Genomic DNA, 13,947 nt, shown 5'->3' on the forward strand with positions numbered 1-13,947 from the left:
CGCGCTACGCGGCGTCGGGCGCCTCGCGCCGCAGCGCCGGGAAGAGGATCACGTCGCGGATGCTCGGGCTGTCGGTCAGCAGCATCACGAGGCGGTCGATGCCGATGCCGCAGCCGCCGGCCGGCGGCATGCCGTACTCGAGCGCGCGGATGAAGTCGGCGTCGTAGTACATCGCCTCCTCGTCGCCGGCTGCCTTCGCCGCGGCCTGCGCGGCGAAGCGCGCCGCCTGGTCCTCGGCGTCGTTGAGCTCCGAGAAGCCGTTGGCCATCTCGCGCCCGGTGATGAACAGCTCGAAGCGCTCGGTGATCGTCGGGTCGTGGTCGGCCGCGCGCGCCAGCGGCGAGACCTCGACCGGGTAGTCGACGATGAAGGTCGGCTGCCACAGCTGGTGCTCGACCGCGGCCTCGAAGAGGCCGAACTGCAGCTCGGCGAGCGACCAGTGCGCCGGCGGCTCCTCGCCGAGCGCCTTCAGCTTTGCGTGCAGCACGCCGGCGTCGGCCGCCTCGGCCGCCGTCAGCCCCGCGTACTCGACGAGTGCGTCGCGCACCGTCAGGCGGCGGAACGGCGCGTCGAGGTCCACCGGCTTGCCCGCGTAGTCGACGACGGCGCTGCCGGTGGCCTGGCGCGCGGCGTGGCGCAGCAGCTGTTCGGTGAAGTCCATCAGGTCGCGGTGGTTCCAGTACGCCGCGTAGAACTCCATCATCGTGAACTCGGGGTTGTGGCGGACGCTGATCCCCTCGTTGCGGAAGTTGCGGTTGATCTCGAACACGCGCTCGAAGCCGCCCACGAGCAGGCGCTTCAAGTACAGCTCGGGCGCGATGCGCAGGTACATCGGCTGGTCGAGCGCGTTGTGGTGCGTGACGAACGGGCGCGCGTTGGCCCCGCCCGGGATCGGGTGCAGCATCGGCGTCTCGACCTCGAGGAAGCCGTGCTCGACCATGAAGTTGCGGATCGACGCCACCGCCTTGCTGCGCGCGATGAAGCGCGCGCGCGCGTGCTCGTCGGTGATCAGGTCGACGTAGCGCTGGCGCACCTTCTGCTCGGGGTCCGTCATGCCGTGGAACTTGTCCGGCAGCGGCCGCAGGCTCTTGACGAGCAGGCGCAGCCGCTCGACCTTGACGCTGAGCTCGCCGGTGCGCGTGCGAAACAGCACTCCCTCGGCACCGACGATGTCGCCGAGATCCCAGTGCTTGAAGTCCTCGTAGGCGAGTTCGCCGATGCCATCGCGGCTGACGAACAGCTGCAGCCGCCCGCCGGTCGGGCCCATTGAGCCGTCCTGCAGCGTCGCGAAGCTGGCCTTGCCCATCACGCGCTTGAGCATCATGCGGCCGGCCACGCGCACGCGCACGCCCTGCGGCTCGAGCTCGTCGTTGGGCACCTGCGCGTAGCGGCGCTGCAGGTCGGCGGCGTCGTGACTGGGCTTGAAGTCGTTCGGGAACGCGGGCCCGTGGCGGCGCAGCGCGGCCAGTTTCTCGCGCCGCTGTTCGATGAGCTTGTTCTCGTCGGGGGTCAGCTCGGGCAGCGCGGGGCGGTCGTCGTTCATGGCAGGTCCGGGGTGGACCGCGAATTCTAGGCGGGCGCCCCGGCACGGTCGTGGACAATCGCGCCCCGTCGCCACCCCAGCCGCCCGCAACGCCCGCCGCCCGATGTCGCTTGCCGGTCTCGTCCCGGGCGCCGCCGTGCACCTGGCGTCGCGCGTCGCGACGGTGGCGCTCGGGCTGGCCGTCGTCGTCGCCGTCGCGCGACAGGGCCCCGAGGTGCAGGGCGCATTCACGCTGTTCGTCGCCGTCGAATCGGCGCTGCTGGCGCTGTGTTCGGGCTTCGGTCTCGCGCTGGCGCGTGGCGTCTCGCACCGCGGTGACGACCCGGCGCCGCTGCTGCGCGCGTGGCTGCGCGTCGCGCTGGCCGTCGGCGTGGTCACCGCGGTGGCGCTGTTTGCGGCATCGCACATCGCGACGCAACCGCCGTACGGGCAGCTCGGCTGGCTCGCGCTGGCCGCTCCGGTACTGCTCGTCGTGCCGACGGCGAGCGGCCTGTGGCTCGGCCGCGGCCAGATGGTGCGGCTCAGCGCCCCGCAGGTCGCGCTGCCACTGGCCGTGCTCGCTGCGCTCGGATTGGCCGCAGTGAGTCGGGGGGACGGGCACGGTGCGCTCACGCTGGCCGAGGTGCTCTCGGCGTGGGTCGCGTCGCGCGTGCTCGTCGGCCTGGGCAGCCTCGCGGCGTCGCTGCGCGAGGCCCCGCCGTCGCCTGGGATGACCCCGCGGCCGGCGCTCGCGCTGCTGCGCGACGAGTGGCGCTTCGTCGCGGCGGTGGGCGCCGCCAACGTCGTCGCGGTGCTGAACTACCGCGTGCCGCTGTTCGTCGTCGAGCACGTGCGCGGGCTCGACGCGACCGGCGTCTACGCCGTCGCGGTGCAGCTCGCCGAGCTGCTGTGGCTGCTGTCGGCGGCGCTGAGCACCGCGGCGTACCGGCGCATCGGTGCGCCCGACCGCGCGCAGGCCGCGCGCGTCGCGCTGCAGGCCACCGGCTGGGGCGTGGCCACCACGCTGGTGGCCGCGCCGCTGTTGTGGGTCGCGGCGTGGGCATGGCTGCCGCTGCTCGTCGGCGCCGCCTACGCCGACGCGTTGCGCCCGCTGGCGCTGCTGCTGCCCGGTGTCGCGCTGTACGCGACGGCGTCGGCGATGTCGGCGTTCTTCACGAACCACCTCGGCCAGCCGCAGTGGGCCGCGCGCATCGCGGCGCTGTCGCTCGCGCTCAACACGCTGGGCTGCCTGTGGGCCGTGCCGCGCTGGGGCCTCGACGGCGCGGCGGCGAGCACGAGCCTGAGCTACGCGCTCGCGATCGCGGTGGCCTGGGTGCAGTTTGCACGCGCGGCCGGCGTGCCGTGGCACGCGCCGTGGGTGGCGCGCGCGGACCGACAATCGCCGCCGTGAGTCTCAAGCACGCCTTCGCCGCCGCGTGGCGCCGCCTCGTCGCGCCGCGCATGGTCTACGGCTGGCGCGACGCCGACGGCCGCTGGCGCGCGCACACGCGCGTGAGCACGCACAGCGACATCGGCTGCCGCGAGCGGCTCGCGATCGGCGACCACGTCTACATCGGCCACTTCAACGTGATCGACGCGTCGGGTGGCCTCGAGATCGGCGAGGGCTGCCAAGTCACGAACCACGTGTCGATCCTGACGCACTCGACGCACCACGCGCTGCGCATCGGCGGGCGCGCGTTCTACGGGCACCCGCAGCCGCCGGGCTACCGGCAGGCGGCCACCGTGCTCGGACCGTACTGCTTCGTCGGACCGCACAGCGTGATCGGCCCCGGCGCGCGGCTCGGCAAGGGCGTGCTCGTCAAGGCCTACAGCCACGTCACCGGCGAGGTGCCCGACTTCGCGATCGTCGAGGGGCAGCCGGCGCGCGTCGTCGGCGACACGCGCACCGTCGACCGCGCGCTGCTCGACGCGCACCCGCAGATGCGCGCGCACTACGAGGCGTGGGCCGGGCCGCTGGCGGCACCGTGAGCGCGCCGCGTCTGCTCTTCGTCGGCGACGCCGACAGCGTGCACCTGCAGCGCTGGGTGCGCGAGATGCACGCGCGCGGCGCCGAGTGCCACGTGATCACGCGCCGCCCGGCGCCGCTGGCCGGCGCGACGCTGCACGCGGTGCGCCCGGGCGACGACGCGGCCGGGTGGTTCGCCGCGCTGCCCGAGGTGCGCCGCGTCGCGCGCGCGATCGCGCCCGACCTCGTCCACGGCCACTACGTGACGTCCAACGGCCTGTGGGCCGCCGCCTGCGGCGTGCGCCCGTGCGTGATCACCGCCTGGGGCAGCGACCTGCTGGTCACGCCGCGTGAGAGCCGCGCCAAGCGCTGGCTGACCGGCTGGATCCTGAGGCGCGCCGACCTGCTGACCGGCGACAGCGCCGACCTGCTCGACGCGATGCGCGCCTTCGGCGTCACGGCGCCGTGCCACGAGATCCTGTGGGGCGCCGACACCGAGCGCTTCGTGCCGCCGGCGCGGCCACGCGATCCCGACGTGTTCACGATCGTCAGCCTGCGCCAGTGGCTGCCGAACTACCACATCGACGTGATCCTGCAGGCCGTCGCGCGGCTGCGCGCGCGTGCGCCCGGCGCGGCGCTGCGCCTGCGGCTGCTCGGCGGCGGCGCGCTCGAGCCGCTGCTGCGCGACCAGGCCGCCGCGCTCGGGCTGCTCGAGCCCGGCGCCGAGGTGGCGCGCTTCGTCGGCCGCGTCGACGACGCCGGGCTGGTCGCGGCGCTGCAGGCGGCCGACGTGTCGGTCAGCGTGCCGGCCAGCGACGCGACGTCGGTCGCGCTGCTCGAGTCCCTGGCCTGCGGCTGCGCCGTCGTCGTCTCGGACCTGCCGGCCAACCGCGCGTGGGTCGACGATGCCGGCGGGCTGCGCGTCCCGGCGGGCGACTCGGTGGCGCTGGCCGACGCGTTGCATGCGCTGCTCGCGGACCGCGCGCGCTGCGCCGCGATGGGCACGCACAACCGCGCCGTCGCGCTGGCGCGCGCGTCGCGCCGCGCGCAGATGGACCGCATGTGGTCGCTGTACCTGCGGCTGCTGGGGCGTGCGGCATGAGCACGGCGCGCCTGGTCAGCGTCGTCGTGCCGTGCCGCAACGAGGCAGCGCACGTCGACACCTTCGTCGCGTCGGTGCTCGCGCAGCGGCTGCCCGACGGCGTCGCGCTCGAGCTGATCGTCGCCGACGGCGCGAGCGACGACGGCACGCGCGAGCGGCTCGCCGCGCTCGCGGCCACCGACCCGCGGCTGAAGCTGATCGACAACCCGCTGCGCATCGTCGCCGCCGGGCTGAACCGCGCGCTGGCCGCCGCGCGCGGCGACGTCGTCGTGCGCATGGACGTCCACACCAGCTACGCCGACGACTACGTCGCGCAGTGCCTCGCGACGCTGGCGCGCACCGGCGCCGACAACGTCGGCGGCCCGTGGCGCGCCGAGGGCTCGGGGCCGTGGGGGCGGGCGATCGCCGCGGCGTTCCAGTCGCGCTGGGCCGCCGGCGGCGCGCGCTCGCGCTCGCTGAGCCACGACGGTCCCGTCGACACCGTCTACCTCGGCTGCTGGCCGCGCGCGACGTTCGAGCGCTTCGGCGGCTTCGACGAGACGCTGGTGCGCAACCAGGACGACGAGCACAACCTGCGCATCGTGCGCGGCGGCGGGCGCGTGTGGCAGAGCCCGGCGATCCGCAGCACCTACCGCCCGCGCGAGTCGCTGGCCGCGTTCGCGCGCCAGTGGCTGCAGTACGGCTACTGGAAGCCGTTCGTGATGCGCAAGCACGGCCAGCCGGCGTCGGCGCGGCACCTGCTGCCCGGTGCGTTCGTCGCGGCGCTCGCGCTCTCGGCGGCGGCCGCGCTGCTCGGCCTCGGCGCGCTGCCGTTCGCCGCACTGGCGCTGTCCTACGCGCTGGCGGTGCTCGCGCTGGCCGTCGATGCGGCGGCGCGCTCGTCGTGGACGCTGCTGCCGCGGCTGCCGGTCGTGATCGCGACGCAGCATCTGGCCTACGGCGCCGGGACGCTGCTCGGCGCCTGGGACGCCTGGCGCCACGGGCGCGGTCGCGAGCGCTTCGCCCGCCTGACGCGATGACCGACCCCGCCCCGCCCGACGAGACCGGCGCCGTGCGCGAGCGCTACGCGCGCCGCGCCGCCGACGACCCGCGCTACCACCCGCTGCAGCCCGACGTGTGGCAGTCGCGGCTCGAGCGCGAGCGTGTGTTCCTGCGCTGGCTGGCCGCGCTGGGCTGGCGCGACCTCGACACCCGGCGCGCGACCGACGTCGGCTGCGGCAGCGGCGGCCAGCTGCTCGACCTGCTGCGCCTGGGCTTTGCACCGCAGCACCTGACGGGCCTCGAGCTGCTGCCCGAGCGCCACGCCGCCGCGCGCGAACGGCTGCCCGCCACCGTGACACTGTGGCTCGGCGACGCGTGCGAGGCGCCGGTCGCGCCGGCCAGCCAGGACCTGGTGCTGCAGTCGACCGTGTTCTCGTCGCTGCTCGACGACGCGTTCCAGCAGCGCCTGGCCGACGCGATGTGGCGCTGGGTCAGGCCGGGCGGCGGCGTCTGGTGGTACGACTTCACGCGCGACAACCCGCGCAACCCCGACGTGCGCGGCGTGCCGGTGGCGCGCATCCGCGCGCTCTTTCCGCAAGGCACAATCCGCACCTGGCGCGTGACGCTGGCCCCCCCGCTGGCGCGCGCCGTCTGCCGCGGTCACCCCGCGCTGTACCCCGCGTTCAATGCCTTGCCCTGGTTGCGCACCCACGTCCTCGCGTGGATCGGCAAGCCGTGCTGACCCCGCATCGGGGCCGCGCGCCGCGCGTTCTCGCTCACTGAAGGGATCCGAGAGATGAAGGTCACGATCGTCGGCACGGGTTACGTCGGGCTGGTCACCGGCGCCTGCCTGGCCGAGATGGGCAACCACGTGCTGTGCGTCGACGTCGACGAGCGCAAGATCCGCATCCTCAACGAGGGCGGGCTGCCGATCCACGAGCCCGGCCTGCTCGAGGTCGTGCAGCGCAACGTGCAGGCCCGGCGCCTCGAGTTCACGACCGACGTCGACCGCGGCGTGCAGCACGGCACGCTGCAGTTCATCGCCGTGGGCACGCCGCCCGACGAGGACGGCTCGGCCGACCTGCGCTACGTCGTCGAGGCGGCGCGCCAGATCGGCCGCCGCATGACCGACTACAAGGTCGTCGTCGACAAGAGCACGGTGCCGGTGGGCACCGCCGACAAGGTGCGTGCCGCGATCGCCGAGGAGCTCGCGCTGCGCGACGTGCAGGTCGAGTTCGCCGTCGTCAGCAACCCCGAGTTCCTGAAGGAAGGCGCCGCGGTCGAGGACTTCATGCGCCCCGACCGCGTCGTCGTCGGCGCCGACGACGAGCGCGCCGTGCTGCTGATGCGCTCGCTGTACGCGCCGTTCGTGCGCAGCCGCGACCGCCTGCTCGTGATGGACGTGCGCAGCGCCGAGTTCACGAAATACGCCGCCAACGCGATGCTCGCCACGCGCATCAGCTTCATGAACGAGCTCGCGCTGCTCGCCGAGAAGCTCGGCGCCGACATCGAGCGCGTGCGCCAGGGCATCGGCAGCGACCCGCGCATCGGCCACCAGTTCCTCTACGCCGGCGCCGGCTACGGCGGCTCGTGCTTCCCGAAGGACGTCAAGGCGCTGCTAAAGACCGCCGCCGACCACGGCCAGGCGCTGTGGGTGCTCGAAGCCGTCGAGCGCGCCAACGAGCGGCAGAAGCACGTGCTCGTCGACAAGATCGTCGCCCGTTTCGGCCCGAAGCTCGACGGGCGCACGTTCGCGCTGTGGGGGCTGGCGTTCAAGCCCGGCACCGACGACATGCGCGAGGCGCCGAGCCGCGTGCTGGTGGCCGCGCTGCTCGAGCGCGGCGCGCGCGTCGTCGCCTACGACCCGGTCGCGATCGGCGAGGCCAAGCGCGTGTTCGGTGACATCGCCGGCCTGGGCTATGCCGACAGCGCCGCAGCGGCGCTGGCCGGGGCCGACGCGCTGGTCATCATCACCGAGTGGAAAGAGTTCCGCAGCCCCGACTTCGATGCGATGCGTGCAGCGCTCAAGCAGCCGGTCGTGTTCGACGGACGCAACCTGTTCGAGCCCGAGCTGATGGCTGGCTTCGGCATCGAATACCACGCGATCGGCCGCGCGGCGCGCAGCCAGGGCGTCGGCGAGCCGTGACCCCGGCGCGAGCGTGACGGCGTCCGGCCTGCCTTTCCTGCCGTTCGCGCGGCCCGAGATCGGCGACGACGAGATCGCCGCCGTCGTCGAGACGCTGCGCTCGGGCTGGCTGACGACCGGGCCGCAGGCGCAGCGCTTCGAGGCCGAGTTCGCCGCCTGGCTCGGTGATGCGAGCCTGCACTGCGTCGCCGTCAATTCGGCCACCGCCGGCCTGCACCTCGCGCTCGAAGCCGCCGGCCTCGGCCCCGGCGACGAAGTCATCACGACGACGCACACGTTCACCGCGACCGCCGAGGTCGCACGCTACCTCGGCGCCGACGTGAAGCTCGTCGACATCGACGCGGCGACCCTCAACATTGCCCCCGCCGCGGTCGAGGCCGCGATCGGCCCGCGCACGAAGGCGATCGTGCCGGTGCACTTCGGCGGGCTCGCGGCCGAGATGCCCGCGCTGCTGGCGATCGCGCGCCGCCACGGGCTGAAGGTGATCGAAGACGCCGCGCACGCGCTGCCCACGACCTGTGGCGGCGCGCTCGTGGGCACGCTGGCCAGCGACGCCACCGTGTTCAGCTTCTATGCGAACAAGACGATCACGACCGGCGAGGGCGGCATGCTCGTCACGCGCGACGACGCGCTCGCGAAGCGCGCCAGGGTGATGCGCCTGCACGGCATCAGCCGCGACGCGTTCGACCGCTTCACCGCGAAGACGCCGGGCTGGTACTACGAGATCGTCGCGCCGGGCTTCAAGTACAACCTGACTGACGTCGCCGCCGCGATCGGCCGCGTGCAGCTGACGAAGGCGCACGCGTTCCAGCAGCGGCGCGCGTGCATCGCGGCGCGGTACGACGCCGGCTTCGCCGGGCTGCCGGTGGTCACGCCGCCGCACGCGAAGCCCGGCGACACGCACGCCTGGCACCTGTACGTGCTGCGCCTGGCCGACGACGCGCCGATCGGGCGCGACGCGCTGATCGAGCGCCTGTTCGCGGCCGGCATCGGCTGCAGCGTGCACTACATCCCGCTGCACCGCCAGCCGTACTGGCGCGAGCGCTACGGCCTCGCCGACGCGACGTTCCCGGCCAGCCAGCGCGCGTACGAGCGCTCGCTGAGCCTGCCGATCTACCCGGCGATGACCGACGCCGACGTCGATCGCGTGATCGACGCGGTGCGCGACGCGCTGCGCTGACGCCGGCGCGATGACGCGGCGATGGCCAAGCGCGTGTTCGACCTCGTCGTCGCGTCGGTGCTGCTCGTGTTGCTGGCGCCGCTGATGCTCGCGATCGCCGCGTGGGTGCGCCTCGACTCGCCGGGCCCGGCGCTGTTCCGCCAGGAGCGCGTCGGCCGCGGCGGGCGCGTCTTTCGCATCCACAAGTTCCGCACGATGGTCGTCGACGCGCCGCAGCGCGGGCCGGCGCTGACGGTCGGCGACGACGCACGCATCACGCGCGCCGGGCGCTGGCTGCGGCGCCACCGCCTCGACGAGCTGCCGCAGCTGATCGACGTGCTCAAAGGCGACATGAGCCTGGTCGGCCCGCGGCCCGAGGTGCCGCGCTACGTCGCGCACTATCCGCCCGCGCTGCGCGACGAGGTGCTCGCGCTGAAGCCCGGGCTGACCGACCCGGTGTCGCTCGCGCACCTCGACGAGAGCGCGCGGCTCGCGCAGGCGGACGACCCCGAGCGCGAGTACGTCGAGGTCGTGCTGCCGCGCAAGCTCGAACTGTCGCTGGCCTACGCGCGCCGCGCGACGGTGTGGAGCGACGTCGGCGTGCTGTGGCGCACCGCGGCGGCGCTGCTGGGGCGTCGGTGATGGAGTGTCGATGAGCGAGGCTGCACATCGCTTCTGGCTGCGGGTGGACCGCGCGCTCGCGCGCATCCGCCCGTGGCGGCAGCCGCTGTCGCTGGCGATCGACGCGGCGGTCGTCGTCGTCGCGTGGCAGCTCACGTACCTGTTCCGCCTCGGCTTCGAGCGCTGGTGGAGCGCACGTGCCGACTACGACGCGTGGGTCCTGCTCGGCGTCGTCGGCGCCTACCTCGCGGCGTTCGTCGCGGCCGGCGTGCCGCGCGGCCTGTGGCGCTTCACCGGCTTCGGCGAGCTGCGGCGCATCGCGCTGGCGTGCCTCGCCGCTGGCCTCGTCGCCGCCGCCGTCGTGCGCGGGCTCGGGCTGGTGCAGATCCCGCGTGCGGTGCTCGCGCTGCACCCGTTCGTCGTGCTCGTCGGCGTCGCGCTCGTGCGGCTCGCGTACCGCATGCTCTACGAGCACGCGCGCGCGCAGATCAGCGGCGGTGGCGAGCGGCGCGCCGTCGTGATCGGCGCCGGCGACGCGGCGCGGCTGCTGCTGGCCGGCATCCACCGGCAGGGCTGGACCGTGCTCGGCCTGCTCGACGACGACCCGGCCAAGCAGGGGGCGCGCATCGCCGGCGTGCCGGTGCGCGGCACGGTGGCCGACCTCGCGCGCGCCGACGTGCTCGCCGGCGCGACGCACCTGATCTTCGCGATCCCGACCGCGCGCGGCGCGCGCCGGCGCGAGATCTTCGCGCTCGCCGCGGCCACCGGCCTGCCGCTGCTGACGGTGCCGTCGGCGGCCGAGCTGCGCGAAGGCGGCGGCAGCGTCGAGCGCCTGCGCGACGTGCGGCCCGAGGACCTGCTCGGCCGCGAGCCGGTGCAGCTCGACGAGGCCGGCATCCGCGAGACGCTGGCCGGCAAGGCGGTGCTCGTGACCGGCGCCGGCGGCAGCATCGGCAGCGAGCTGTGCCGGCAGATCGCGCGCTTCGCGCCGGCATGGCTGGTGCTGTTCGAGCTTTGCGAATACAACCTGTACGCGATCGAGCAGGAACTCGCGCAGCGCTTCCCGCGGCTGACCATCGTGCCGCTGATCGGCGACGTCAAGGACCTGGCGGCGCTGCGCGCCGCGTGCGCGCGCTGGCGCCCGCACGTCGTGTTCCACGCCGCGGCGTACAAGCACGTGCCGCTGATGGAAGACGACGCCAACGCGTGGGGCTGCGTGCGCAACAACGTGCTCGGCACCTACCATGCGGCACTCGCGGTCGCCGAAGCCGGCGCCGAACGCTTCGTGCTCGTCAGCACCGACAAGGCCGTGCACCCGACCAGCGTGATGGGCGCGAGCAAGCGCGCCGCCGAGCGCGTCGTCGCGACGCTGGCGGCCACCCACTCGGGCACGCGCTTCATGGCCGTGCGCTTCGGCAACGTGCTCGGCTCGAGCGGCAGCGTCGTGCCCAAGTTCAAGCAGCAGATCGAGGCCGGCGGCCCGGTGACGGTCACGCACCCCGACGTGATCCGCTACTTCATGACGATTCCCGAGGCGGTGCAGCTCGTGCTGCAGGCTGCCGCGGTCGGCGAGACCGGGCAGGTGCTGGTGCTCGACATGGGCGAGCCGGTGAAGATCGTCGAGCTGGCCCGCCAGCTGATCCGCCTCGCGGGCCGGCGCGACGACGAGATCGCGATCGAGTTCACCGGGCTGCGCCCGGGCGAGAAGCTGTACGAGGAACTGCTCGCCGACGCCGACGAGACGCTGCCGACCGCGGCACCGCGTGTGCTGCGGGTGCGGCTGGCGACGCCGCCGCTCGATCTGTCCGCGCTGGCCGCCGCGCTGTCGCCTGCGGCGGCGGCACCGGGTGCGGCGCGCGCGTGGCTGGCCGACGCCGTGCCCGAGTACCGGCCCGCGCCGGGCGACACCGCCGCGGCGTGAGCCTCGCGTCGGGCTGTGCTCAGCGCGGCGGGGTGCCGTCGCCGGCGCAGCGCGTCGGGTCGGCGACGAAGAGCCAGCCGAGCGCGATCGCCAGCGGCACGGCGAGCCAGCCCCAGACGCTGCCGGTCCACGCAGCCACCACGCCGCCGACCGCCGCGCCCGCGCCGACACAGACGGCCAGCAGCACCAGGCGCGCCCGCAGCGACGTGCCGACCGCGAACGGCCTCATGCCAGCGCGCGGCCGATGAGGATCTTCTGCACGTCCGACGTGCCCTCGTAGATCTGGCACACGCGCACGTCGCGGTAGATGCGCTCGACCGGGAAGTCGCTGACGTAGCCGTAGCCGCCGTGGATCTGGATCGCCGCGCTGCACACGCGCTCGGCCATCTCGCTGGCGAACAGCTTGGCCATCGCCGCCTCCTTCAGGCACGGCCGGCCGGCGTCCTTCAGGCTCGCGGCGTGGTGCACGAGCTGGCGCGCGGCCTCGATCTGCGTGGCCATCTCGGCCAGGCGGAACTGCACCGCCTGGTGCTCGAAGATCGGCTGGCCGAACGCGACGCGGTCACGGCTGTACACGAGCGCCGCGTCGAACGCCGCGCGCGCCATGCCCACGCTCTGCGCCGCGATGCCGATGCGCCCGCCCTCGAGTCCCGACAGCGCGATCTTCAGCCCCATGCCCTCGTCGGCCAGACGGTTCTCCACCGGCACGCGGCAGTTCTCGAACACGATCTGTGCCGTGTCGCTGCTGTGCTGGCCCATCTTGTCCTCGAGCCGCGCGACGCGGTAGCCCGGCGTGTCGGTGGGCACGACGAAGGCGCTGATGCCCTTCTTGCCGGCGGCCTTGTCGGTCACCGCCATCACGATCGCGACGTCGCCGTGCTGGCCGCTGGTGATGAACTGCTTGACGCCGTTCAGCACGTAGTGGTCGCCGTCACGCCGTGCGGTGGTCTTCAGCCCCGCGGCCTCGGAGCCGACGTGCGGCTCCGTGAGGCAGAACGCGCCGAGCATCTCGCCGCGCGCCAGCGGCTTGAGCCAGCGCTGCTTCTGCGCCTCGCTGCCCCAGGCCATCAGGATCGAGCACACGGGGCAGTTGTTGACACTGACGACCGTCGACGTGCCGCCGTCGCCGGCAGCGATCTCTTCGAGGATCACCGCGAGCGCGAGGTAGTCGAGCCCGGCGCCGTCGTACTCGGGCGGTACCGCGACGCCGTAGCAGCCCAGCGCCGCGAGCCCTTTCAGCTCGGCGGCCGGGAAGTGGTGATCCTTGTCCCAGCGCGCGGCCTTCGGCGCGATCTCGGCCTGAACGTAGGCGCGCACCGCGTCCTGCACGGCGAGGTGGTCTTCGGACAGCAGCATCGGTCGGTCTCCGGGCTCACCAGGGGATCGGTGTGCCGTCGTGGTTCAGGAAGCGGCCGGTGTCGGCCGGCGTCAGCGCGGCGATCGTGCGCCGCAGGTCGGCCGCGCTCTGTTCGACCGTCAGGTCGGCGCCGGGCCCGCCCATGTCGGTGCGCACCCAGCCCGGATGCAGCGCGACGCAGACGGCGCGCCCGGCCAGCGCGAGCGCGACGTCCTTCAGCACCGAGTTGAGCGCCGCCTTCGATGCGCGGTACAGCCAGCCCGAAGTGCCGCTGCGCGCGCCGATCGAGCCCATGCGCGACGAGATCACCGCGAGCTTCGCGCCCGGCGCGAGCGCGTCGGCGAGCTGCGGCAGCACCAGCATCGCGCCGAGCACGTTGGTGTGCATCACGGCGTCGAAGTCGGCCACGGTCGGCGGCTCGAGCCCGGCGGTGCGCGGGCCGTAGACGCCGGCGCCGTGGATCGCGACGTCGAAGCCGGCGCCCTCGATGCGCCAGCCGATCGACGACGCGCTGACGGGGTCGGCGACGTCGAGCGCGAAGGCCTCGGCGCCGAGGGCGCGCAGGCGCGCGACGTCGGCCTCGGCGCGTGCGGTGGCCGTCACGTGCGCGCCGGCGGCGAGGTACTGGCGCACCAGTTCGGCGCCGATGCCGCGCGACGCGCCGACGACGAGCACCTTCACGCGCCGCCCTCCACTGCGCTCAGCCCGCGGGCCGCTGCACGAGCACGGTGCCGCGGCCGATCACGCACGGCGCGCTGCCCTTGACGCCGAGCGTGCCGTCGAGGTGGCCGATCGCACCGCCGAGGCGCTCGCTCCACTCGATGGCCGTCACGTGCCAGTGCAGCAACAGATCCTGGTCGGCGAACACCGGGCGCTTGAACGCGAAGTTGAAGTTCAGGCAGATCACCTGCCGCCCGGCCCCGCCCGCGGGCTGCGAGAAGTGGCTCGACACCAGCCCGAGCATCACCGCCGCGGTCTGCTGGCCGCTGGCGATGATCTCGCCGTAGCGCGCCCGCTGCGCGACCTGCTCGTCGAGGTGCAGCGGGTTGTCGTCGCCGGTCAGGCGCGCGAAGTCGGCGATGTCGTCGCGGCTGAAGCGCACGTGGCGCTCCAGCCGCTCGCCGAGCACGATCAGGCTGGGGTCGGGCAGCGCGGGGTTCATCGGGGCCGCT

14 protein-coding genes are annotated in these 13,947 nt (G+C 74.0%); 9 read left to right on the top strand and 5 right to left on the bottom strand.

Features of this window, described 5'->3' with window-relative positions; all coding sequences use genetic code 11:
- Positions 1–4 precede the first annotated feature (4 nt).
- Positions 5–1,543 (bottom strand): lysine--tRNA ligase, encoded by a 1,539-nt coding sequence (gene lysS, locus DRV96_RS07650; protein WP_119289554.1) that lies wholly within the window; start codon positions 1,541–1,543, stop codon positions 5–7.
- Positions 1,544–1,646: 103 nt separating this feature from the next.
- On the opposite strand from lysS, the gene DRV96_RS07655 reads away from it, so the two are divergent.
- From DRV96_RS07655 to DRV96_RS07695, 9 genes are read left to right on the top strand one after another with little or no spacing between them, the layout of a single operon-like run.
- Positions 1,647–2,933, top strand: coding sequence for an MATE family efflux transporter (locus DRV96_RS07655; RefSeq protein WP_119289556.1), 1,287 nt, complete (start codon positions 1,647–1,649; stop codon positions 2,931–2,933).
- Positions 2,930–3,511: an acyltransferase gene (locus DRV96_RS07660; RefSeq protein ID WP_235823320.1), complete on the top strand. Its 582-nt coding sequence runs from the start codon at positions 2,930–2,932 to the stop codon at positions 3,509–3,511. The genes DRV96_RS07655 and DRV96_RS07660 overlap by 4 nt, the downstream gene beginning before the upstream one ends.
- Positions 3,508–4,590 (top strand): glycosyltransferase, encoded by a 1,083-nt coding sequence (locus tag DRV96_RS07665; RefSeq protein ID WP_235823321.1) that lies wholly within the window; start codon positions 3,508–3,510, stop codon positions 4,588–4,590. Before DRV96_RS07660 ends, DRV96_RS07665 begins: the two co-directional genes overlap by 4 nt.
- Complete coding sequence (locus DRV96_RS07670; RefSeq protein ID WP_119289558.1) at positions 4,587–5,609, top strand: glycosyltransferase family 2 protein; 1,023 nt, start codon at positions 4,587–4,589, stop codon at positions 5,607–5,609. The genes DRV96_RS07665 and DRV96_RS07670 overlap by 4 nt, the downstream gene beginning before the upstream one ends.
- A complete protein-coding gene (locus DRV96_RS07675; RefSeq protein ID WP_119289560.1) occupies positions 5,606–6,313 on the top strand; it encodes a class I SAM-dependent methyltransferase in 708 nt (235 codons plus the stop codon). Before DRV96_RS07670 ends, DRV96_RS07675 begins: the two co-directional genes overlap by 4 nt.
- Positions 6,314–6,367: 54 nt before the next feature.
- A complete protein-coding gene (locus DRV96_RS07680) occupies positions 6,368–7,717 on the top strand; it encodes a UDP-glucose dehydrogenase family protein (protein ID WP_119289562.1) in 1,350 nt (449 codons plus the stop codon).
- A gap of 13 nt (positions 7,718–7,730) precedes the next feature.
- The gene (locus DRV96_RS07685) at positions 7,731–8,897 is read left to right on the top strand and encodes a DegT/DnrJ/EryC1/StrS family aminotransferase (RefSeq protein WP_235823322.1); all 1,167 of its coding nucleotides are present in this window, start codon (positions 7,731–7,733) and stop codon (positions 8,895–8,897) included.
- Positions 8,898–8,918: 21 nt separating this feature from the next.
- The gene (locus DRV96_RS07690; protein ID WP_119289565.1) at positions 8,919–9,518 is read left to right on the top strand and encodes a sugar transferase; all 600 of its coding nucleotides are present in this window, start codon (positions 8,919–8,921) and stop codon (positions 9,516–9,518) included.
- A gap of 10 nt (positions 9,519–9,528) precedes the next feature.
- Positions 9,529–11,418, top strand: coding sequence for a polysaccharide biosynthesis protein (locus tag DRV96_RS07695; RefSeq protein ID WP_119289567.1), 1,890 nt, complete (start codon positions 9,529–9,531; stop codon positions 11,416–11,418).
- A 19-nt stretch (positions 11,419–11,437) separates the two neighbouring features.
- Here DRV96_RS07695 and DRV96_RS07700 read toward each other — a convergent pair whose 3' ends face one another.
- From DRV96_RS07700 to DRV96_RS07715, 4 genes are read right to left on the bottom strand one after another with little or no spacing between them, the layout of a single operon-like run.
- Complete coding sequence (locus DRV96_RS07700; protein ID WP_119289569.1) at positions 11,438–11,647, bottom strand: hypothetical protein; 210 nt, start codon at positions 11,645–11,647, stop codon at positions 11,438–11,440.
- Positions 11,644–12,774: an acyl-CoA dehydrogenase family protein gene (locus tag DRV96_RS07705; RefSeq protein ID WP_119289571.1), complete on the bottom strand. Its 1,131-nt coding sequence runs from the start codon at positions 12,772–12,774 to the stop codon at positions 11,644–11,646. The genes DRV96_RS07700 and DRV96_RS07705 overlap by 4 nt, the downstream gene beginning before the upstream one ends.
- A 16-nt stretch (positions 12,775–12,790) precedes the next feature.
- Positions 12,791–13,456, bottom strand: coding sequence for an SDR family oxidoreductase (locus DRV96_RS07710; RefSeq protein ID WP_119289573.1), 666 nt, complete (start codon positions 13,454–13,456; stop codon positions 12,791–12,793).
- 19 nt (positions 13,457–13,475) lie between these two features.
- Positions 13,476–13,937 (bottom strand): MaoC family dehydratase, encoded by a 462-nt coding sequence (locus tag DRV96_RS07715; protein ID WP_119289575.1) that lies wholly within the window; start codon positions 13,935–13,937, stop codon positions 13,476–13,478.
- Positions 13,938–13,947 lie beyond the last annotated feature (10 nt).

Origin of the sequence: Azohydromonas sediminis (genome assembly GCF_003574675.1) — a bacterium.
GTDB classification, from domain to species: Bacteria; Pseudomonadota; Gammaproteobacteria; order Burkholderiales; family Burkholderiaceae_C; genus Calidifontimicrobium; species Calidifontimicrobium sediminis.